Here is a 21,133-nt window from a genome sequence, read left to right as displayed (position 1 = left end):
TCCGCACCCCCATGCAGTGGACGCCGGACAGGAACGCGGGCTTCTCCACCGCCGACCCCGGCCGGCTCTTCCTGCCCACGATCATGGACCCGGTCTACGGTCACCAGGTCACCAACGTCGAGGCGTCCATGGCGTCGCCCTCCTCGTTGCTGCACTGGACACGCCGGATGATCGAGATCCGCAAGCAGAATCCCGCCTTCGGACTCGGCTCCTTCACGGAACTGCAGTCGTCCAACCCGGCGGTGCTGGCCTTTCTGCGGGAGTACGAGGACGATCTCGTCCTGTGCGTGAACAATTTCTCCCGGTTTGCCCAGCCGACCGAGCTCGATCTGCGCGAGTTCGACGGACGGCATCCGGTCGAGCTGTTCGGCGGGGTCCGCTTCCCGGCCATCGGCGAACTGCCGTACCTGCTGACGCTGGCGGGACACGGCTTCTACTGGTTCCGGCTCTCCCGAGTCGCCTCCCGCATCGGCCGCCGACACCGAGCGTCCGCCCCTTGAGCGTGTCCCCTTGAGCGTGTGCCGACGAAAGGACGCGTCACCATGCCGAAGACCGCATCCCTCAGACCGAGCCCTCCGGCCGTAGCCGACATCATGGTCTCGCTCGGCGGTCTGCTGCGTCAGTGGCTGCCGCGGCAGCGGTGGTTCGCGGGCAAGGACCGGCCGGTCACCGACCTGGCCCTGTTGTCCATGACCGAGCTGTTCCCGGGCTGTCTGCATCTGCTGGTCCACGCCGGCCATGTCCCGGTGCCCGCCCCCGGCGGCACCACCGCGCCCCCGGCCGGCGACTGCTACCAGCTGCTGCTCGGGGTGCGCGAGCACCCCTCGCCGCGCCTGGGCCGCAGCCTCATCGGACGGGCCGACGAGGGCCCGCTCGCCGGTCTCACGGTGTACGACGCCTTGCAGGACCTGCGCTCCGCACAGCTGCTCCTGGACCGGCTGCGGCACCCCGGCACCGCCGGCCCGCTGCGCTTCGAGTCCTGCTCCCCCGTGCAGGTCCCGTCCGGACTCGCGCCGCGTCTGATGGACGCCGAGCAGTCCAACTCCTCGCTGGTGTACGGCGACGCCTTCGTGCTGAAGGTGTTCCGGCGGATCCAGCCGGGTGTCAACCCGGATCTGGAGGTGCCGGGCGCGCTGGCCCGGCAGGGCTGCCGCCGTGTCCCCGCACCGGTCGCCTGGTTCCGGACCACCCGTCCGTGGGACGCGACGCTGGGCGTGCTCCAGCCGTTCCTGCGGGACGCGACCGACGGCTGGACGCTGGCGCTCCAGGCGCTCGCCTCCGGTGACGACTTCACCGCGGAGGCCCACCAGCTGGGCCGGGCCACCGCCGAGGTCCACCTCGCGCTCGCCTCGGCGTTCCCCTGCGAGACCCGCCGCGAGAACGCCGCCACGGCCGCGGCGATGACCGAGCGGCTGGACTCCGCGGCGCACTGCGTACCGGCCCTGCAGTCCTTCGTGCCGGGCCTGCGGACCGCGTTCGGGGCGCTCACCACCTGCGACCCCGGCCCGCCCGCCCAGCGGATCCACGGCGACCTGCACCTGGGGCAGGTCCTGCGGGCCGGACGGGAGTGGTTCGTGATCGACTTCGAGGGCGAACCCTCCCGCCCGCTCGCCGAGCGGCGCGACCTGCACTCCCCCGTCCGGGACATCGCCGGAATGCTGCGCTCCTTCGACTACGCGGCACGCCAGCGCCGGCCCTGGCGGCCGGAGTGGGCCCTCCGTTGCCGCGAGTCGTTCTGCGCGGGCTACGCGGCTGCCGCCGGATGGGACCCCCGCAAGAAACACGGCCTGTTGCGCGCCTACGAGACGGACCGGGCCGTGTATGAAGTGCTCTACGAAGCCAGGCACCGCCCGGACTGGCTGCCCGTACCGATGGCGGCGATCGAGCGTCTCGCCGTACGAGGAGGCTGACCCCATGGCGTTGCGTGACACCTCGCTGCCCGAGCCGTCAGGACCCGCCCGGTGCGGGACGGCTCCGCCGCTGGACCCCGACGACCGCGGTCGTCTGCTGGCCGGCGCCCACCACGACCCGCACGCGCTGCTCGGCGCCCATGTGGTGCAGGGCGGGATCATGTTCCGGACGCTGCGCCCGTTCGCCCGCGCGGTGAGCGTGGTGATCGACGGCAGACGCAGACAGCTCGTCTCCGAGGGCGACGGTCTCTTCGCCGGGGTGGTGCCGCGGCGGAAGAAGATCCCGGCGTACACCCTTCTCGTGTCGTACGAGGACGGCGAGCACGAGGTCGACGACCCGTACCGCTTCCTGCCCGCCCTCGGGGAGCTGGACCTCCATCTGATCCGGGAGGGCCGGCACGAGCAGCTGTGGAAGGCGCTCGGCGCGGAGCCGATGACCCACCAGGGCGTCACCGGCACCCGGTTCACCGTGTGGGCGCCGAACGCCCAGGGCGTGCGGGTCGCCACGGACTTCACCTACTGGGACGGCACCGCCTTCCCGATGCGCTCCCTGGGCGCCAGCGGCGTGTGGGAGCTGTTCCTGCCCGGTGTCGGCGAGGGCACCCGGTACAAGTTCGAGATCCACTCCCGGCACGGCCACCGCTTCCTCAAGGCCGACCCGATGGCCCGGTTCGCGGAGATCCCGCCGGACACCGCGTCCATCGTGCACTCCTCCCGCTACGAGTGGGACGACGCGGAGTGGATGGCGCACCGCGGGGACGTCCCGGTGCATGTGGCGCCGTTCTCGGTGTACGAGGTGCACCTGCCGTCCTGGCGGCCCGGGCTGACCTACCGTGAGCTGGCCGAGGTGCTCCCGGCCTACGTCAAGGACCTCGGCTTCACGCACGTGGAGTTCATGCCGGTCGCCCACCACCCGTTCTCGGGCTCCTGGGGCTACCAGATCACCGGCTTCTACGCGACCATGGCCCGGCTCGGCACGCCCGACGACTTCAAGTTCCTGATCGACGCGCTGCACCGGGCGGGCATCGGCGTGATCATGGACTGGGTGCCCGCCCACTTCCCCAAGGACGACTGGGCGCTGGCCCGGTTCGACGGGGAGCCGCTGTACGAACCCGGGGACGACCGGCGGGCCGAACACCCCGACTGGGGCACCTACGAGTTCGACTTCGGGCGGGTCGAGGTGCGCAACTTCCTGGTCGCCAACGCCGTGTACTGGTGCGAGGAGTTCCACATCGACGGGCTGCGGGTGGACGCGGTCGCCTCGATGCTGTACCTCGACTACTCCCGTGACTCCGGCCAGTGGACGCCCAATGTGTTCGGCGGCCGGGAGGACCTGGACGCGGTGGCGTTCCTGCGCGAGATGAACGCCACGGTGTACCGACGGGCGCCCGGCGTGGTGACCATCGCGGAGGAGTCCACCGCCTGGGAGGGGGTCACCCGGCCCACCGACAGCGGCGGGCTCGGCTTCGGGCTGAAGTGGAACATGGGGTGGATGCACGACTCGCTCGGCTACATCAGCCACGAGCCCGTCCACCGCAAGTACCACCACAACGAGATGACCTTCTCGATGGTGTACGCCTACAGCGAGAACTACGTGCTGCCGATCTCCCACGACGAGGTCGTGCACGGCAAGCAGGCGCTGGTGTCGAAGATGCCCGGCGACTGGTGGCAGCAGCGCGCCAACCACCGCGCCTACCTGGGCTTCATGTGGGCCCACCCCGGCAAGCAACTCCTGTTCATGGGGCAGGAGTTCGCCCAGGGCGCGGAGTGGTCCGAGCCGCACGGCCCGGACTGGTGGCTGCTGGACCCCGGTTACAGCGCCGAGCCCGACCACCGGGGCGTCCGGGACCTGGTCCGCGACCTCAACACCGCCTACCTCGCCACCCCGGCGCTGTGGCAGCGGGACACCGACCCCGGCGGCTTCCAGTGGGCCCTCGGCGACGCGGCCGACGACAACGTCTTCGCCTTCCTCCGGTACGCCGCCGACGGCACTCCTCTGCTCGCGGTGTCGAACTTCTCCCCGGTCGTGCGGGAGGACTACCGGATCTGGGTGCCCGAGGGCGGCACCGTCTGGGAGGAGACCCTGAACACGGACGCGGCCCGGTACGGAGGCGGCGACATCACCAACCCCGGGCCGGTCAAGCCGGAGGAGGACGGGATCCGGATCACCCTGCCTCCGCTGGCGACGGTCTGGCTGACGCCGTATCCCTCCTGAGGCCCGCAGGCGATGCCAGGTGTCCGACTGCCAGGTAGCGGGCAGTCGGGGCGTACGACGAAACCTCGTCGTCATCGCGTCGGGCCATAGAAGGGGTGCCACAGGTGCGCACCGTAGGTGTGGAGGAAGAACTCCTCCTTGTCGATCCGGAGACGGGTGAACCGCGGGCCCGGTCGGCCGCGATCATCGCGCGCGCCGAGCGGGAGAGCGCGGACGGGCACGACGTGTTCGAGAAGGAACTGCACGACCAGATGCTGGAGTACGCCAGCGAGCCGCAGTCGAGCATGGACGGCCTGAGCCGGGAGATCGCCCGGTGCCGCAAGGAGGCGGCGCGGTACGCCGGCGAGCTGGGCTGTGCCGTGGCGGCGCTGGCCACCTCCCCGATGCCGGTCAGCCCGGCCGTCGGCGCGGGCCGGCGCTATCGGTGGATGGCGGAGCAGTACGGCATCGCCACCCAGGAGCAGCTCGTCCTCGGCTGCCATGTGCATGTGAGCGTGGAGTCCGACGAAGAGGGCGTCGCCGTCATCGACCGGATCCGGCCGTGGCTGTCGGTGCTGAGCGCGCTGAGCGCCAACTCGCCCTTCTGGCAGGGCAAGGACAGCGGGTACAGCAGCTATCGCAGCCGGGTGTGGCAGCGCTGGCCGTCGGCGGGTCCCACCGAGGTCTTCGGGTCGGCCGAGCGGTACCACCAGGTCGTCAAGGACATGATCGACACCGGGGTGATCCTCGACCAGGGGATGGTGTACTTCGACGCCCGGCTGTCCCGGAACTTCCCGACCGTGGAGATCCGGGTGTCGGACGTGAGTCTGCACGCCGACACCCCCGTCCTGATCGCCAACCTGGCCCGCGGCCTGGTGGAGACCGCCGCACGGGAGTGGCGGGCGGGGGTCGAGCCGGCGCCGCACAGCGTCAGCGTGCTGCGGCTGGCGGCCTGGCAGGCCGCCCGGGCGGGCGTCACCGGGGAGCTGCTGCACCCCGTGACGATGCGGCCCATGCCGGCCCGCGCCGTGGTGCAGGCCCTCCTCGACCATGTCGGGGAGGCGCTGGAGGACCACGGCGACCTCGACCGTGCCCGGGCGGGCGTCGCCGAGCTGCTGGAGCGCGGCAACGGCGCCCGGGTGCAGCGCGAGCTGCTGGAGCGCACCGGCAGCCTTCGGGACGTGGTCCTCGAGTGCGTCCGGCGCACTCAGGATTGAGGCGGGAGGCGCCTCACAGCATGAGCATGATGGCGTAGGTCAGGAAGAAGCCCGCGCAGAGCACGGCGAGGACGAGGATCACGAGGATCGGGCCCTTGGCCCAGCCCGTGGTCGGGTTGTGCGTCTCGCGCGGGCCCGCTTCGGGCATGCTGCTCTCCGCAGGCGGGGTTTCGCCCGGTGGTACCGAACCGCCCGGTTCCAGACCGGTGGTGCGCTCGGGCTCCGGATCAGGGTTGATGTGGTTCATGCCCCCCGAGTCCCCCTATCTCGCCGAGATCATCAGCGGCGGCGGATCAGCTCTGCGGACTTGTCGGATTCCGGCCCGGTTCGCTCGTACCTCGGCTAGATTCGAGCACCGCCGATAACCCTCCTCGTCGGTGGCGTCACACCGTGTACACGACAGGAGCTGCGCATGCGCGACTTCGCCCTGGCTCCCTCCGTCTCCGCGCCGCCGGGCGGCGGGCTGGCCGACAGCATCTTCGAACGGGCGCTTGTGGAGCCCACGCTGCCGATGCTGGCGCGCCGCCTGCCCGGTTCCGCCGAGTGGACCGAGATCAGCGCGGTCGAGGTGCGGGACACGGTGGTCGACGTGGCCAAGGGTCTGGTCGCCTCCGGGATCTCGCCCGGCCACCGCGTGGCGATCATGGCGCGCACCCGGTACGAGTGGACGGTCTTCAGCCACGCCCTGTGGGCGGTGGGCGCCGAGGTCGTGCCGGTGTACCCCACCGCGTCGCGGGAGCAGGTGGAGTGGATCCTCCGGGACGCCGGATGCGTGGGGGTGGTGGTCGAGGACGAGCAGTCGGTCATGACCGTGGGCTCGGTGTGCGCCTCGCTGCCGTTGCTGCGGCACGTCTGGCAGCTGGACGCGGGGGCACTGGGCGAGCTGGTCGAGCGGGGCGCCTTCGTGCCGCTCGCCGCGGTCGACTCGCTGCGCCGCATCGTGCTGCCGGACTCCACCGCCGTGATCTCCTACACCTCCGGCTCCACCGGCCGCCCGCTCGGCTGCGCGCTGAGCCACCGGAGCCTGGCCAACGGGTGCGACACGCTGCTGGCGGGCTGGGGGCACCTGGTGGTGCCGCCGGGAGGACAGGCGTCGGTGCTCGCCTTCCTGCCGTTCTCGCACGCGTACGGGCTCATGGTGCAGGGACTGTGCGTGCGCGGCGGGATGCTGATGGGCCACGAGTCCGACCCGGGCGGGGACTCCCTCGCCTCGGCGCTGCGCTCGTTCCGGCCGACGTACTTCTGCGCCGTCCCGTCCGTCTTCGAGAAGATCTACAAGAACTTCCTGCGCTCCGCCCGCCAGTCGGGCCGGGGCTCGCTGTTCGAGCGGGCCGCCGACACGGCACGGGACTTCGCCGCGGCCCTGGAGCGGCACCGGCTCGGCGAGGGGCCCGGGCCCGGCTTCGACCTGCGCCTCCAGCACGCGCTGTACGAGCGGACGGTCTACCGCGGGCTGCGCCGCGCCCTGGGCGGCCGGATCCGCCGGGCGACCTCCGGCGGCTCACCCCTGAACCGGGAGATCTCCCTGTCTACGAGGGCATCGGCATCTACCTCAACGACGGGTACGGGCTCACCGAGACCGCCGGCGGGGTCACCGCGCAGCCGCCCGGCCAGGAGCGGTCGGGGACGGTCGGCAAGGTGCTGCCCGGCATGGACGTCCGGGTGGCCGACGACGGGGAGATCCTGGTGCGCGGGCCGTCGGTGTTCCAGGGCTACGTCAACGACGAGGCGGCGACCCGGGCCGTGCTGCGGGGTGGCTGGCTGGCCACCGGGGACCTCGGGATCCTCGACTCCGACGGCTATCTGACGATCACCGGCCGCAAGAAGGACGTCATCATCACCAGCAGCGGCAAGAGCGTCGCTCCGGCCGCCCTGGAGCAGCGCCTGCGGATGAACCCGCTGATCCATCAGGCGGTGGTGGTGGGCGACAACCGGCCCTGTGTCGGGGCGCTGCTCACCCTGGACCCGGACTTCCTGGCGTACTGGCGCGGCACCCTGCAGCCGCGCTCCGACCCGCGCAGCCGGGACGCCCGGGAGGAGAACGCGCTGCGGGAGGAGATCGCGCGGGCGGTGGCGGCCGCCAACAGCACGGTGTCGCGGTCGGAGTCGATCCGGGTCTTCCGGGTGCTGCCGGAGCCGTTCGACCTCAGCAACGGACTGCTGACGCCGTCGATGAAATTGCGCAGGGACGCTATCGTGCGGCACTACGCATTGGAGATCGACGCGATGTACCAGGCCCGCGCCCGGACCCGGCGGCAGCCGGTGCCGGACGAGTCGGCGGTGTGGGACGACGCGGACAACGTCTTCCGGTGACCTGTGCGTAGGTCGCGGCGAGCGGGGAAGCCGGACAGCGCAGGTGCATGGGGGGAGAGACGGACGACGACACCTTGGCTGGACAGGACATTGCAGACCGTCTCGTCCGCTTCGCGGGGGCGCTGGCGGACGTGACCGAGGCACGCATGGTCGCGGAGGCATACCTCCGCGACCTGGCGCGGGTCTCGCCACCCGCCGCGCCCGACCACCGGGACGACATCCTGCTGGTGGTCACGGAGCTGGCGGCGAACACGGTGGAATACGCCCCGGGCCCGTTCGAGCTGCGCTTGAGCAGAGCCTTCGACGGTGTGCACGTGGTCCTGCGCGACACCAGTCCGGAGCCGCCGGCCCCCCGTGCCTTCGACCCGCACAGCGGCGGCCGCGGAGTCGGCTGGTATCTGGTGCAGAGCCTGAGCCATCAGGTCGGCGTCATCACCCATGAGCGCGGCAAGGACGTCCACGTCTTCCTGCCGTGGTGACTGCGCGGCCGATCTTTGGGAACCCAGTGTGCGCAAGGCCCCCGTGGGGCAGTGTGGCTCGAACATGTCGTTCATCTGCCTGCCGCACCCGACTGGCGGAGCGGCCGGGAGCGCGGTGGGATCGATGAGGTGCGAGGCAGCGATCCAGGGGCAGGCGAACGACGTCGTATCAGACCGCCTGGAGCCGCAGAAGGGATGAACACCGTGACACGACCCAGGATCCTGGTGGTTGGCGCAGGCTTCGCCGGAGTGGGGTGCGTGCGCCGTCTGGAGCGCAAGCTCGCCGCCGACGAGGCCGACGTCACCCTGGTGACGCCGTTCGCCTACCAGCTCTATCTGCCCCTGCTGCCTCAGGTCGCCTCCGGCGTGCTGACGCCCCAGTCGATCGCGGTCTCCCTGCGCCGCAGCCGCAAGTACCGCACCCGGATCATCCCGGGCGGTGCCATCGGCGTGGACCTCGCGGCCAAGGTGTGCGTCATCCGCACGATCACCGACGAGATCGTCAACGAGCCCTTCGACTACATCGTGCTGGCGCCCGGCAGCATCACCCGCACCTTCGACATCCCCGGCCTGACGGACCACGCGTTCGGGATGAAGACGCTCGCCGAGGCCGCCTACATCCGTGACCACGTCATCTCGCAGCTCGACCTGGCCGACGCCAGTGCCGATCCGGCGGAGCGGGAGTCGCGGCTGCAGTTCGTGGTGGTCGGCGGCGGTTACGCGGGCACCGAGACGGCGGCCTGCCTCAACCGGCTCACCCGGGCCGCCGTCAAGCGCTACCCCCGGCTGGATCCCGGCCTGATCAAGTGGCATCTGATCGACATCGCCCCCAAGCTCATGCCCGAGCTGGGCGACAAGCTGGGCCGCAGCGCCCAGGACGTCCTGCGCAAGCGGGGCATCGAGATCTCGCTCGGGGTGTCCATCGCCAAGGCGAGCCCGGAGGAGGTCACCTTCACCGACGGCCGGGTGGTGCCCACCCGCACCCTGATCTGGACGGCCGGGGTCGTCGCCAGCCCGCTCATCAAGACCCTCGGCGCGGAGACCGTCCGGGGGCGGCTCGCGGTGGCGGCCGAGATGAACCTGCCCGGACACGACGGGGTGTTCGCGCTGGGCGACGCGGCGGCGGTGCCGGACCGGGCCAAGGGCGAGGAGGGCGCCGTCTGCCCGCCGACGGCCCAGCACGCCATGCGCCAGGGCAAGGTCGTCGCCGACAACGTCATCGCGACCCTGCGCAACCAGCCGATGAAGCCGTACGTCCACAAGGACCTCGGGCTCGTCGTCGACCTCGGCGGCCGGGACGCGGTGTCCAAGCCGCTCGGGGTGGAACTGCGCGGGCTGCCCGCCCAGGCGGTGGCCCGCGGCTACCACTGGTCGGCGTTGCGCACCAATGTCGCCAAGACGCGCGTGATGACGAACTGGGTGCTCAACGCCATCGCCGGCGACGACTTCGTGCGCACCGGCTTCCAGGCCCGCAAGCCCGCCAAGCTGAGGGACTTCGAGTACACCGACGCCTATCTGACGCCGGAGCAGCTGCGGGAGCACATGGCGGAGGGTCGGGGATAGCCACCGGCACGGGGCGGGCACGGCTGCGGGATCGGGTCGCGGCGTCCGACCCGGGGCTGCTGCGGCTGGCCGCGGGGCTGCGCACGGTCGCCTCGATCGCGCTCGCCCTCGTCGTGCTCGCCCTGCTCGGCGCCGATGTGCCGCATCTGGTCGCGGGCGCGATGGCGGCGATGGTCTCCACCTTCGCCGTACGGGAGAAGCAGCGCGGCCCGCAGGCCGTCACGCTCGCCCTCGGCCTGCCGGTCGCGCTCACCTCCGTCACCCTGGCCGCGCTGCTGCACTCCCATGTGATCGCCGGTGATCTCTTCTTCGTCGCGCTGATCTTCGGCGCCGTCTACAGCCGCCGGTTCGGCGACCGCGGTACCGCGCTCGGGCTGATCGGCTTCCAGCTGTACTTCGTGTCCCTGTTCGTCGGCGCCACCGTCGCGGACCTGCCCGAGCTGTACGTCTCCGTGGTCACGGCCGTGGTGTGCAGCGCCCTGGTGCGGTTCGCGGTGGTGCCGGAGACACCGGCCGGGACGCTGGAGCGGCTGCGCGAGGCGTTCCGGGCCCGGCTGGCGCAGCTGGTGTCGGCCCAGCTGGAACTGCTGGACGCGGGCCCCGGGGAAGCGGACCGGGCGTTGCGGAGCGTGCGCGAGGGAACGGCGCGGCTGCACGAGACGGCGCTGATGATCCAGGGGCGCCTGGAGGAGGGCACGGCGGACGAGAGCACGGCCCGGCTGGTGCAGCGGCGGGTGGCGCACGCCGAGATCGCCGCGGAGCGGCTGGGCCTGCTGCTGCTCACCGCCCGCAGCGCCGAACGCACGGACACCCTGACCCTGCACCTGCCCGGCGCCCTTGTCCCGACGGCCGGACGGCTGCCGGTCCGGGACGAGGCCGCCGAGATTCTGCGCCGGGACCTGCGCGGCCTGCAGCTGCTGGTCCAGCGCCCGGGCGGCACCGCTCTCGCCCAGGTCCGCAACCGCCTGCTGTCCTACCGCGACGAGGAGAACCTGCCCGCCGCCTCCCCGGCCGTGCAGGACGCCTTCCGCGGGATCGGCGAGGCCGCCCGGGCCGTCCTGGGGCTGCGGACCGCGCTGGACGGGCCGCAGGACGAGTCGGACGACACCCCGTCCACCGCCAGGTCCCGCGAGGAGCTGGACGCCGAGGACGCCGCCATCGACGGCGCGGAGGACACCGCGGCCCAGGAGCCGACCGGACTGCGCAGGCCGACCACCCGGGCCGCCGTGCAGGTCTCCGTCGGCTCGGCGCTGGCCATCGTCGGCGGGGAGCTGCTGTCCAGTCACCGCTGGTACTGGGCGGTGCTGACCTGCTGGATCGTCTTCCTCAACACCTCCTCCACCGGCGAGATCCTGGTGAAGGGCTACCGCAGGCTGCTCGGCACGGTGTTCGGGGTGGTGGCCGGCATCGTGCTGGCGGGGCTGGTGGGGCAGCACACCTGGACGGCGTTCGCGCTGGTGCTGGTCTTCGTGTTCTGCATGTTCTACACCGCACCCCTGTCGTACACGCTGATGTCGTTCTTCGTCACGGCCGCGCTGGGGCTGCTCTACACCCTGCTGCACACCTACAGCCTCGCGGTGCTGGTGCTGCGGATCGAGGAGACGGCGCTGGGGGCGGCCTGCGGGGTGTTCGCGGCGGCGCTGGTGCTGCCCATCGCCACCGACCGGCGGACCAATGACCTGCTCGGCACCGTGTTGGAGCGGCTGGGCGAGGTCACCGGGACGGCCGTGGAGCAGCTGAGCGGCGGGCCGCCGGTGGAGCTGCTGGACCAGGCGCGGGACCTGGACCAGGCGCTGGCCGATCTGCGGGCCGCGACCAAGCCGCTGACGCATCCGGTGACCCCGCTCAGGGCCCGCCGTGACACCGCCCGCTATGTGGTCGCGCTGCTGGAGACGGCGGCCTATCACGCGCGCTCGCTGGCGGCGACCGCCGAGCTGCTGCCCACGCATCCCTCGATCGCGGCGGATCCGCGGCTGCGCGGGGCCGGGCGGCGCATCGCGCACAACATCGGGGCCATCGCCGCGCATGTCGCCGACGAGCGGGCCGAGGACCGGGTGGAGACCGGTCCGAGCATCGCCTCGCTGCTGGAGCCGCAGGTGCCGGGCGGCAGCCGGTACGGCAGGGTCACCGACCGGGTGCTGCGGCACCTGCAGCGGCTCGACGAGTCCGTGGTGGGCCTGGCCCGCCCGCTGGGGGCACCGGTCGGCCCGGCGGACGGCGCCTGAGACCGGTCAGAAGTCGGTGGGCAGGCCGCTCGCCTCGGCGATGCCGCGCAGTTCCTCGTCGTCGTGGCGGCGCGTCCTGATGTAGGACGCGATCTCGTCCAGGCGGTCGGGGTCGGAGGCGGTGGCCGAGTCGGTGACCACCCGGACCGAGCCGGTGTCCCCGAGGTCGATCTCGACGACCTCGTTGTCCATCCGGCCGGTGACCGCGGTGGCGATGACCAGGGCGGCCTGGTCGCGGATCTCCTGGGGCAGCTGCTCCTCGCCGTCGTCGTCCAGGGCGAACTCGGCCGGTGGCAGCCGCCGCTCGTCGATGGCCCGCAGGACGGGTTCGACGACGTCGAGCAGGCGGAGGTAGTCCTCGGTGTCCATTCGGGCGCGCAGCAGGCCGAGGTAGATGTCCACGGGCCGGCCGTCGGGCGAAAGCTCGTAGTCGTTCATCTGCCCCGCGTTCCCCTTATCCGGAGTCTCAGACGCGTCGCCGGGCGGCCATCATGAAGGAGAACAGGCCGAACAGCACCAGACCGCAGGCGACGGCGGCCAGCAGCCACGGGCCGAGCCCCGTCTCGGCGAACGAGCGCAGGGTGTCGTCCAGGCCCTTGGCCTCGTCGGGTTCGTAGTCGACGGCGGCGCGTACGGCGAAGGCGCCCAGCACGGCGAAGACCGCTGCGCGCGCCAGGCCGCCGCCCACGCCCGTCACGTCCGTCAGCCGCTGCGCGGTCCGGGACATCTCGCCGAGCTTCAGATCCTTGCGGTACTTGCGGCGGATCGCCTGGACGCCGATCCACGCCCCGGCGACCATGATGCCCGCCCCGCCCGCCCCGACGATCCACTGTCCGGCGGGCAGCTCCATCGCCGTCGCGGTGATGTCGCGGGACTGCTGGTCGGCGGAGCCGCCGCCCTCGCCCTTGCCGCCGTTCGCCGCGAAGCGCAGCACGGAGTAGGCGACGAAGCCGTAGAAGAGACACCTGCCCGCGGACAGGAGGCGCTTGTGGGGCTTGTGGCCCTTCGGTCCCACGCGGCCGAAGACCGCCTCCGACAGCCGCCACAGGGCCATGCCGACCAGGCCGATGCCCAGGGCCCACAGCAGGACGGAGCCGAAGGGCTTCTCGGACAGTTCGGCCAGGGCGCCCTGGCGGTCCGCCTGGCGGCGCCGGCCGCCGAAGGCGATCTGCAGGGCGAGGATTCCGACCAGCAGGTAGATCACCCCGCGCGCGGCCAGTCCCGCCCGGGCGGCGCCCTCGGTCATCGAACCGGCGGCCTTCGACCCGGACGGGGTGCGACCCGCCCCGACCACGGCACTCATATTCATCAGGACCTCCCGGACTTCGAATGCCCCGGTTGCGGCGGGACTCACGTCGGAAGACCGGTCAGCGCCGCCTGCTCCGGCGGCCGAGGGCGTGCAGGTGCTCCAGGGCGTCCAGGACCACGGTGCGGTCGTACCAGGCCAGCCAGCGGCCCGCCTGGGCGCCGACCTCCTCCAGGGCCTTGAGCTGGGCCGCCGTCATGTCCTTGAGCAGGCCCTCGAAGTGTGCCGAGACGATGCCCAGGCACTGGCCGGAGGCGGTGGCCAGCGGCACACTGTGGACGGACCTGCTGCCCGAGGCGAGGATCGCCTCCCGGGCCGGTTCGGTGAAGACCGGGTCCGCCTCCACGTCGTGCACGGTCAACTGGGCGACGTCCCGGGCCGCCCGGGCGCACGCGGTGCCGTCGGCACCGACGTAGGCGAAGAAGTCGAGGAAGTCCGCGGTGTGCCCGGTGTGCTTCTCGATCCGCAACCCGGTGCGGGCGCGGTCGGCGAGCTGCACATTGCCCATGTCGGTGTCCACCACGGCGAGCGTCTGGCTCAGTACCGCCGTCAGGACGGCGCCCCGGGTCTCGCTGCCGGTCTCCCGGGCGGCCGGGAAGATCAGGGGCGGCTCCACGGTCCGGGCCCGGCCGGTGAACCACAGCGCCGCGCGCTCGTCGGGGCGCGGCAGGGTCACCACGGCCTCCGCGAGGGTGCGCATGCGCACGTTGTGCTGCTGCGAGGCCCGCCGCATCAGCGAGAACGCGCTGTCCGCGTCGGGCAGCGCGTAGCGCTCCTGCAGCATGCCCTGGGCCTGTGCGATCAGCGGATGGGTCAGGGCGCGGGCGCGCAGATCGCGCACCTCGGCGCGGAGCCGCTCCAGCTCCCCCTCGGTATCGGTCATGGAACTCCTCAGGTGGGTCGCAACCGCACCTGCCCTCTTCGTTTCGTCATACACGCGAGGTTTTCAGAGCAGCGGCACCAGGGCGCTGATCCGTTTGCCGCCCGCGGGCAGCAGCGATACCTGCACGTCACGGGCGAGACGGCACACGATCCGCCAGCCGTGGCCGCCGAAACGGCGGGGCGAGCGCCGCTCGCCGGGTTCGGTGACCACCGGAAGGCAGTCGCTGCGGTCGCTCACCGAGACCCGTACGCCGGGATCGACGAGATCGACGCGGAAGTCGGTGACTCCGCCGCCGTGCACGATCGCGTTGGTGGTGAGTTCCGAAGCGACCAGCAGAGCGTCGTGGACCGCCATGCGGTCGGGCGCCGCACCGGTGGTGCGGCAGTGGTCGGCCACCGCGCGTTCCACGGCCCGGCGTGCCTGGGCCGGTTCGCTCACGGACTGTGTGCTGTGCTCCCCGCGCATCATCTGACTCCGTGAATCGTATAGAGGGGCGCGCTCCCCGTGGCGCCTTGCGTTCCCTCCTTCCCGGCTCGCCCTTACCGGGCGGGTCAAACCTTCCGGCACCCGGCCGGACGCTCGAACCGGCCACCACGGGGTACGCGGAATCCATGACCGATGTCGTGGACTCAGACGAACTGCTACGGCGCATCCAGCGCGCCCGGACCTGCGCGCGACAGGAGGAGCAGACCTGGCGGACCCGCAGCGTCGAACTGCGGGCGAGTGACCCGGACGGAGCGCGGGAGGCCGACGTGCGGGCGGTCGCCTACGAGGCCGTGCTGCGGGTGCTGGACGAGATCGTGACACCGGGCGCGCATGCGCAGGAGCCCTGAGCGGGGCCCGCACGCCCGCGGCGCGGATCCGGCGGTCCGGGAGATCCTCCGTGACGCGGTCCTCCTCGGCGGTGTGCCGGCCTCGGGCGGTCCCGACGGCCGGCCCGGAGTGAAACGGGTCACGTGACCCGCTGGTGGTTTCACACGGTGACCAGAGATGGTTTACCTTTCATCCATACGTGGTCGCGGGGTCGATGTGAACCGTCCCCCGGACCCCGCATACGGCCCTGGCTGGCTTCCCCCGTCCAGCCAGGGCTTTTTCATGCCCGCGGAAATCTCCACCGGTTCTGTAGTCCGTCAAGGTGCTCTTCGCCTCGGCAGCGGCTGAAATGGGCGTAGGGAAAGCCCCGGAACCCCGACGCCGGCGAGGAGCCCCGTGTCATGACCAAAGCGACCAAACTGCTGACCGCCCTTCCCCCGCCGCAGCGCAGCCATCTGATGACGGCGGCCAAGGAAGTCTCCTTCCCGGAGGACGCCCGTATCTTCGAGGCCGGCGGCACCGCCGACCGGTTCTGGGTGATCCGCTCCGGCGCCGTATCACTGGACCAGCAGGTGACCTCCGTGCAGCGGGTCACCGTCGCCAGCCTCGGCTCCGGCGATCTGCTGGGCTGGTCCTGGCTGTTCCCGCCGTACCGGTGGGACTTCGGCGCGGAGGCGTTCAGCCCGGTGCGCGCCTACGAGTTCGACGCCGCGGCCGTGCTCCGGCTGTGCGAGGAGGACCAGCAGCTCGGCATGATCCTGGTCCGCACGGTCGCCGAGATCCTCGCGCACCGGCTGGAGATGACCCGGGGCAAGCTCATGGAGCAGTACGGGATGCGCCGGCGCAGCGCCCTGTAGGGGGCGTCAGACCCGGTAGCGGCGCAGCGCCGGGACGGCGAGGGCCAGGCCGAGCATCGCCACCACGACCAGCAGGCCGCCGCCCGCGACCGCCTGGCGCGCGCCGAAGGCGGAGCCCGCCGTGCCGTGCAGCACATCGGCGAGGCGCGGTCCGCCCGCGACGACGACCGTGAAGACACCCTGCATCCGGCCGCGCATCTCGTCGGTGGCGGCGGACAGCAGGATCGCCCCGCGGAAGACCATCGACACCATGTCCGCGACCCCGGCGGCGATCAGGAACGCCACCGCGAGCCACAGGCCGCGGCTCAGCCCGAAGCCGGTGATGGCGGCGCCCCAGGCGACCACGGCGCCGATCACCATCAGGCCGTGCCGGCGTGCCCGGGAGAAGGTGCCGGAGAACAGCCCGCCGAGCACCGCGCCGACCGGGATCGCGGCGAACAGCACACCGAGGGCGAGGCCTTCGCCGTAGGACCCGTAGGTCTCGGCGGCGAGCTGCGGGAACAGGGCCCGGGGCATGCCGAGGACCATGGCGATCACGTCGGCGAGGAACGACAGCAGCAGCACCTTGTGCAGGGCGATGTAACGGAACCCCGCCCCGATCTCCCGGAGCCCGGCCCGCCGGACCGTCGACCCGGCCAGGGGCGGCAGCGCGGGCAGCCGGTGCACCGCCCATACGGTCACGCACAGCGCCAGCGCGTCCAGCAGATACAGCTCGGGCAGCCCGATGACCGGGATCAGGGCTCCGGCCAGCAGCGGACCGGCGACCAGGCCGGTCTGCATCACGGTCGAGCCGAGGGCGTTGGCCGCCGCCAGTTCGTCCGCCGGGACGAGCCGGGCGACGGAGGCGTTGCGGGCCGGCGCGTTCAGCCCGAAGAACGCCTGCTGGGCGGCGAGCAGGACCATCAGGGCCGGCACCGACTCCAGGTCCGCGACGGCCTGGAGCCAGAACAGCACCGAGGTGACGGCGATGCCGCAGTTGGTGATCAGCAGCAGTTTGCGGCGGTCCATGCTGTCGGCCACCGCACCGCCCCACAGCGCGAACACCACCAGCGGCAGCAGTCCGGCGAGGCTCGCGTAGCCGACCCAGGCCGAGGAGCCGGTGATGTCGTAGATCTGCTTGGGGACGGCGACCGCGGTGAGCTGGCTGCCGACCGCGGTGACGATCGTCGAGGACCACAGCCGGCGGTAGGCGGGGCGGCGCAGCGGGCGGGTGTCCATGACCCAGCGGCGCCTGACTCGTGGGGTCTTCTCGGGCGCCGCCCGCTCTTCGCCGGTGTCCACACACATCCTGGTTGCTCGCTACATCTTTTTCGGGAACCAGGGTGCACCATGGCGGTGCCGAGCGGGAGTTCGGGTTGCGTGATCTCAGCTTCCGAGAATCAGTGACACACCGAGGACGAGCATCATGGCGGCGACCAGAGCGTCGACGATCCGCCAGGCCGCGGGGCGGGCGAGCAGCGGGCTGAGCAGCCGGGCGCCGTAACCGAGCGCGGTGAACCAGCACAGGCTGGCGAGGACGGCGCCGAGCCCGAACGTCCAGCGCAGGTCACCGCGGTCGGCGGCGACGGAGCCGAGCAGGAACACCGTGTCGAGGTAGACGTGCGGGTTGAGCCAGGTCATCGCCAGACAGGTCAGCACCGCGCGCCGGCGCGACCCCGTGGCCTCCCCGTCCGTCCGCAGCGCACCGGCCGGACGGAACACGCGCCGGGCGGCGAGGACGCCGTAGGCGATCAGGAACGCTCCGCCGATCCAGCCGACCGCCGTCAGCGCGCCCGGCCAGGCCACCACGACCGCGCCGACGCCGCCGACGCCGAGGGCGATGAGCGCGGCGTCGGACAGGGCGCAGATGCCGACGACGGCGAGGACCGCGTCACGGCGGATGCCTTGACGCAGGACGAAGGCGTTCTGGGCGCCGATGGCGACGATGAGCGAGAGGCCGGTGCCGAAACCGGCGGCGGCGGTGGTGAGAGCGATGGGCATGGCTCCGACGCTAGAGACGCCCCCACCGTGTGTACAGCTAAAGATTCTTACGTACCCTTAGCTCTCGTGATGGTGACGGAGCTGCCGCTGGACCAAGTGCGTACGCTGCTCGCGGTGGTGGACGAGGGGACGTTCGAGGCCGCCGCGGCCGAGCTGCACGTGACGCCCTCCGCGGTCAGCCAGCGGGTGAAGGCGCTCGAACAGCGCACGGGGCGCGTGCTGCTGGTGCGGACGAAACCGGTGCGCCCCACCGAGTCGGGCGCCGTCGTGGTGCGGTTCGCGCGCCAGCTCGCCCGGCTGGAGCGCGACGCGCGGGCCGAGCTGGGCATGGGCGGCGCGGAGCGGGAACCGACCCGGGTGTCGGTCGCGGTGAACGCCGACTCCCTGGCGACCTGGTTCCTCGACGCCCTCACCCGCGTGCCGTCCGGCCCACGGCTCTGCTTCGAACTGCGCCGCGAGGACGAGGCCCATACCGCGGCCCTGCTCCGGGAGGGCCTGGTGATGGCGGCGGTGACCTCCGCGGCCGAGCCGGTGGCGGGGTGCTCGGTACGGCCGCTCGGCAGGATGCGGTACGTCGCCGCGGCGAGCCCCGGCTTCGTCGAGCGGCATCTGGCCGGACCGCTGCGTCAGGCGCTGCCGGAAGCGCCCGTGGTGACCTTCGACCGCAGCGACGAACTCCAGGACGCCTTCCTGCGCCGCCTGCGCCGGGACGGCACCGGCGCGGTCCGGCACCGGATCCCCACGTCGGAGGGGTTCCTGGCGGCCGTCGAGGCCGGGCTCGGCTGGGGCATGGTGCCCGAGATCCAGGCCGGCGCCCGGTTGCGCGACGGCCGGCTGGTCTGCCTCGCCCCGGAGCGGCCGGTGGACGTGCCGCTGTACTGGCAGCAGTGGAAGCTGGACTCCCCCGCGCTGGCGACGGTCGCGGAGGTGGTGGCGAGGACGGCGGCCGAGGTGCTGGACGTCTAGGTCCACATCAGGACGGAGCTAGCGCGCCGGGTGCAGCCGGGCCTGCGCGCTGTCCAGGAGCATCTCCAGGGCCGTCGGATAGGCGCTGGTCACCATGCGGGTCGCCAGCAGGGGCGCCGCCTCGGCGATGCGGGGATGGCTGGTGCGGGGCAGACGGGCGTACGTGGAGCGCCACATCGCCTCGTCGGCACGGAGCGCGGCGCTCGGCAGGGCCAGGGAGGCGGCGTCCAAGGCGGCGAAGGCCAGGGTCTGGTCGATGAAGGCGTGGTAGATCCGGACCGTCTCGGCGAGCGGGAAACCGGCGGTGCGCAGCACGTCCAGCACCGCCTCGTCGGCGGCGAGTTCGTTGGCCCGGCCGGTGACCCGGTTCGTGGTCAGCAGCGCGGCCTGCGGATGGGCGACGTAGGCGGCGTGGATCCTGAGGCCGACCGCCCTGAGGTCCGCCCGCCACTCCCCCGTCGGCCGCCAGCCGTGCAGGGCCTGTCCGATGAGCGCGTCACCGATCGCGAGGGTCAGGTCGTCCATGCCGCGGAAGTACCGGTACAGGGTGCTCGGATCGGCGTCCAGGGCCAGCCCGAGGCGGCGGGCGGTGAGCCCGGTGCTGCCGTGCTCGCGCAGCAGCCGCAGCGCGGTCTCCACGATCAGCGCCTCGGACAGCACCGTGCCGCTCTTGGTCGGACGGCGCCGGCGCCGCTTCCCTCGGGGACCACCGGTTTGGGCACGCCCGCCTCCCGCCTTATGCCAACGCGATTGACCTTACGTGAAGGGCGGGCGTTGTATCTCCGTCGGGGCCCCGCGTTCTTTCCCAGTCCTTCTGATCCGCTCCGACAGGGAGTTCTCGTCATGCGTGTACTGCTCGTGGGCGCCGGCGGTGTCGGCACCGCTGTGACCCGGATCGCCGCCCGGCGTTCGTTCTTCGGGGCGATGATCGTCGCCGACTTCGACCCGGCGCGCGCCGAGGCGGCCGTCGCCCACCTCGGCGACCCCCGGTTCCGGGCCGAGCGGGTCGACGCCGGCGACGAGGCCGCGGTGGCCGCGCTGCTGCGGCGCCACTCCTGCGACGTCCTGCTCAACGCCACCGACCCGCGCTTCGTGATGCCGCTGTTCCGGGCGGCGCGCGCGGCCGGTGCCACCTATGTCGACATGGCGATGTCCCTGTCGCGTCCGCACGCCGAGCACCCGTACCGCGAGTGCGGCGTCAAGCTCGGCGACGAGCAGTTCGCCGAGGCCGACGCGTGGGCGGAGGACGGCGCGCTGGCCCTGGTCGGCATGGGCGTGGAGCCGGGCCTGTCCGATGTCTTCGCCCGGTACGCGGCCGACGAACTCTTCGACGAGATCGAGGAGATCGGCGTCCGGGACGGCGCGAACCTCACCGTCGACGGCTACGACTTCGCCCCCTCCTTCAGCATCTGGACCACGATCGAGGAATGCCTCAACCCGCCGGTCGTCTACGAGGCCGACCGGGGCTGGTTCACCACCGAGCCCTTCAGCGAGCCCGAGGTGTTCGACTTCCCGGAGGGCATCGGGCCGGTGGAGTGCGTGAACGTGGAGCACGAGGAGGTGCTGCTGGTCCCGCGCTGGGTGGACGCCCGCCGCGTCACCTTCAAGTACGGGCTCGGCGAGGAGTTCATCAGCACCCTCAGGACGCTGCATCTGCTGGGCCTGGACCGCACCGAGCCGGTGACCGTGCCGGGCCCCGACGGGCCGGTGCGGGTCTCGCCCCGGGACGTGGTCGCCGCCTGCCTGCCCGACCCGGCGACCCTCGGCGAGCGGATGCGCGGCAAGACCTGTGCGGGCACCTGGGTGCGGGGCGTGAAGGACGGGGCGCCGCGCGAGGTGTACCTGTACCACGTCGTCGACAACGCGTGGTCGATGGCCGAGTACGGCAGCCAGGCCGTGGTGTGGCAGACGGCCGTCAACCCGGTCGTCGCGCTCGAACTCCTCGCCGGCGGCGCCTGGTCGGGCGCCGGCGTGCTCGGCCCGGAGGCGTTCCCGGCCCGCCCGTTCCTGGATCTGCTGACCGCCTACGGCTCCCCGTGGGGCCTGCGCGAGCAGTGACCGCGGGGCCTGCTCAGAAATCCGTGGTTTCACTTCCGTGTCGGCAGGTCACCCGAAAGCGACTAAACGCATCCGAAAGGCACGAACGACGTTAGGGCGCAGGTGACTTCGATGGATGACTGGCGGGGCCGGGCCGAATGCCGTCACGAGGACCCCGAACTCTTCTTCCCGATCGGTACCTCGGGGCCGGCACTGATGCAGGCGCAGCAGGCGAAGGAGGTGTGCCGGCGCTGTCCGGTGCAGGAGCGGTGTCTGGAGTGGGCGTTGGACACCCGCCAGGCGGTCGGCGTCTGGGGCGCGACGACCGAGACGGAGCGCCTGGCGCTGCTGCGGCGGCGGGCCTCCGCGCGCCGCCGCAGCGGCTAGCGG

General features: G+C 72.2%; 19 protein-coding genes and 2 pseudogenes. 13 read left to right on the top strand and 8 right to left on the bottom strand.

Features of this window, described 5'->3' with window-relative positions; translation table 11 throughout:
* From ACWD1Z_RS31130 to ACWD1Z_RS31115, 4 genes are all read left to right on the top strand, one after another.
* A partial coding sequence (locus tag ACWD1Z_RS31130; protein ID WP_451123173.1) for an alpha-glucosidase C-terminal domain-containing protein occupies nucleotides 1-500 on the top strand: 500 nt, incomplete at its 5' end.
* Between the two features lie 42 nt (nucleotides 501-542).
* Entirely contained in the window at nucleotides 543-1,910 is a 1,368-nt protein-coding gene (locus ACWD1Z_RS31125; protein WP_451123171.1) for a maltokinase N-terminal cap-like domain-containing protein, read from the top strand.
* A gap of 4 nt (nucleotides 1,911-1,914) precedes the next feature.
* On the top strand, nucleotides 1,915-4,125 hold the full coding sequence (gene glgB, locus ACWD1Z_RS31120; RefSeq protein WP_451123169.1) for a 1,4-alpha-glucan branching protein GlgB: 2,211 nt from the start codon (nucleotides 1,915-1,917) through the stop codon (nucleotides 4,123-4,125).
* 104 nt (nucleotides 4,126-4,229) lie between these two features.
* The gene (locus ACWD1Z_RS31115; protein ID WP_451123167.1) at nucleotides 4,230-5,321 is read left to right on the top strand and encodes a glutamate--cysteine ligase 2; all 1,092 of its coding nucleotides are present in this window, start codon (nucleotides 4,230-4,232) and stop codon (nucleotides 5,319-5,321) included.
* A gap of 13 nt (nucleotides 5,322-5,334) precedes the next feature.
* On the opposite strand, the gene ACWD1Z_RS31110 is transcribed toward ACWD1Z_RS31115, so the two are convergent.
* Entirely contained in the window at nucleotides 5,335-5,568 is a 234-nt protein-coding gene (locus ACWD1Z_RS31110) for a DUF6480 family protein (protein ID WP_389420271.1), read from the bottom strand.
* A gap of 165 nt (nucleotides 5,569-5,733) precedes the next feature.
* On the opposite strand from ACWD1Z_RS31110, the pseudogene ACWD1Z_RS31105 reads away from it, so the two are divergent.
* The 4 genes and pseudogenes from ACWD1Z_RS31105 (at nucleotide 5,734) to ACWD1Z_RS31090 (ending at nucleotide 11,901) form a co-directional block, all read left to right on the top strand.
* Nucleotides 5,734-7,634, top strand: a pseudogene (locus tag ACWD1Z_RS31105) (AMP-dependent synthetase/ligase).
* Nucleotides 7,635-7,681: 47 nt separating this feature from the next.
* The gene (locus ACWD1Z_RS31100) at nucleotides 7,682-8,113 is read left to right on the top strand and encodes an ATP-binding protein (RefSeq protein WP_451123165.1); all 432 of its coding nucleotides are present in this window, start codon (nucleotides 7,682-7,684) and stop codon (nucleotides 8,111-8,113) included.
* 195 nt (nucleotides 8,114-8,308) lie between these two features.
* A complete protein-coding gene (locus ACWD1Z_RS31095) occupies nucleotides 8,309-9,676 on the top strand; it encodes an NAD(P)/FAD-dependent oxidoreductase (protein WP_451123163.1) in 1,368 nt (455 codons plus the stop codon).
* 113 nt (nucleotides 9,677-9,789) lie between these two features.
* Nucleotides 9,790-11,901, top strand: coding sequence for an FUSC family protein (locus ACWD1Z_RS31090; RefSeq protein ID WP_451123161.1), 2,112 nt, complete (start codon nucleotides 9,790-9,792; stop codon nucleotides 11,899-11,901).
* 6 nt (nucleotides 11,902-11,907) lie between these two features.
* Here ACWD1Z_RS31090 and ACWD1Z_RS31085 read toward each other — a convergent pair whose 3' ends face one another.
* The 4 genes from ACWD1Z_RS31085 to ACWD1Z_RS31070 all read right to left on the bottom strand — a co-directional run bounded on the left by ACWD1Z_RS31085 (nucleotide 11,908) and on the right by ACWD1Z_RS31070 (nucleotide 14,555).
* A complete protein-coding gene (locus ACWD1Z_RS31085; protein WP_383308988.1) occupies nucleotides 11,908-12,339 on the bottom strand; it encodes a hypothetical protein in 432 nt (143 codons plus the stop codon).
* A gap of 28 nt (nucleotides 12,340-12,367) precedes the next feature.
* Nucleotides 12,368-13,210, bottom strand: coding sequence for a DUF1206 domain-containing protein (locus ACWD1Z_RS31080; RefSeq protein ID WP_451123159.1), 843 nt, complete (start codon nucleotides 13,208-13,210; stop codon nucleotides 12,368-12,370).
* Nucleotides 13,211-13,268: 58 nt separating this feature from the next.
* Entirely contained in the window at nucleotides 13,269-14,090 is an 822-nt protein-coding gene (locus ACWD1Z_RS31075) for an ANTAR domain-containing protein (protein WP_451123157.1), read from the bottom strand.
* Nucleotides 14,091-14,153: 63 nt separating this feature from the next.
* On the bottom strand, nucleotides 14,154-14,555 hold the full coding sequence (locus tag ACWD1Z_RS31070; protein WP_451123181.1) for an ATP-binding protein: 402 nt from the start codon (nucleotides 14,553-14,555) through the stop codon (nucleotides 14,154-14,156).
* 146 nt (nucleotides 14,556-14,701) lie between these two features.
* On the opposite strand from ACWD1Z_RS31070, the gene ACWD1Z_RS31065 reads away from it, so the two are divergent.
* The gene (locus ACWD1Z_RS31065; protein ID WP_451123155.1) at nucleotides 14,702-14,923 is read left to right on the top strand and encodes a hypothetical protein; all 222 of its coding nucleotides are present in this window, start codon (nucleotides 14,702-14,704) and stop codon (nucleotides 14,921-14,923) included.
* 381 nt (nucleotides 14,924-15,304) lie between these two features.
* Nucleotides 15,305-15,760: a cyclic nucleotide-binding domain-containing protein gene (locus tag ACWD1Z_RS31060; protein WP_451123153.1), complete on the top strand. Its 456-nt coding sequence runs from the start codon at nucleotides 15,305-15,307 to the stop codon at nucleotides 15,758-15,760.
* Nucleotides 15,761-15,766: 6 nt separating this feature from the next.
* On the opposite strand, the gene ACWD1Z_RS31055 is transcribed toward ACWD1Z_RS31060, so the two are convergent.
* Nucleotides 15,767-17,047: an MFS transporter gene (locus tag ACWD1Z_RS31055; RefSeq protein WP_451123151.1), complete on the bottom strand. Its 1,281-nt coding sequence runs from the start codon at nucleotides 17,045-17,047 to the stop codon at nucleotides 15,767-15,769.
* 78 nt (nucleotides 17,048-17,125) lie between these two features.
* On the bottom strand, nucleotides 17,126-17,740 hold the full coding sequence (locus tag ACWD1Z_RS31050; RefSeq protein ID WP_451123149.1) for a LysE/ArgO family amino acid transporter: 615 nt from the start codon (nucleotides 17,738-17,740) through the stop codon (nucleotides 17,126-17,128).
* A gap of 69 nt (nucleotides 17,741-17,809) precedes the next feature.
* Here ACWD1Z_RS31050 and ACWD1Z_RS31045 point away from each other — a divergent pair, with 69 nt between their 5' ends.
* The gene (locus ACWD1Z_RS31045) at nucleotides 17,810-18,706 is read left to right on the top strand and encodes a LysR family transcriptional regulator ArgP (protein ID WP_451123179.1); all 897 of its coding nucleotides are present in this window, start codon (nucleotides 17,810-17,812) and stop codon (nucleotides 18,704-18,706) included.
* An 18-nt stretch (nucleotides 18,707-18,724) separates the two neighbouring features.
* On the opposite strand, the pseudogene ACWD1Z_RS31040 reads toward ACWD1Z_RS31045, so the two are convergent.
* Nucleotides 18,725-19,428: pseudogene (locus ACWD1Z_RS31040) on the bottom strand (TetR/AcrR family transcriptional regulator).
* Nucleotides 19,429-19,549: 121 nt separating this feature from the next.
* Between ACWD1Z_RS31040 and ACWD1Z_RS31035 the strand changes: the two are divergent.
* Both ACWD1Z_RS31035 and ACWD1Z_RS31030 read left to right on the top strand, forming a co-directional pair.
* On the top strand, nucleotides 19,550-20,764 hold the full coding sequence (locus tag ACWD1Z_RS31035) for a saccharopine dehydrogenase family protein (protein ID WP_451123147.1): 1,215 nt from the start codon (nucleotides 19,550-19,552) through the stop codon (nucleotides 20,762-20,764).
* A 111-nt stretch (nucleotides 20,765-20,875) separates the two neighbouring features.
* Entirely contained in the window at nucleotides 20,876-21,130 is a 255-nt protein-coding gene (locus tag ACWD1Z_RS31030; RefSeq protein WP_451123145.1) for a WhiB family transcriptional regulator, read from the top strand.
* Nucleotides 21,131-21,133 lie beyond the last annotated feature (3 nt).

Source organism: Streptomyces sp. NPDC002784, assembly GCF_053592135.1.
Note: the sequence above shows the minus strand (reverse complement) of the source record. Positions and strands in the feature narration are given on the sequence as shown.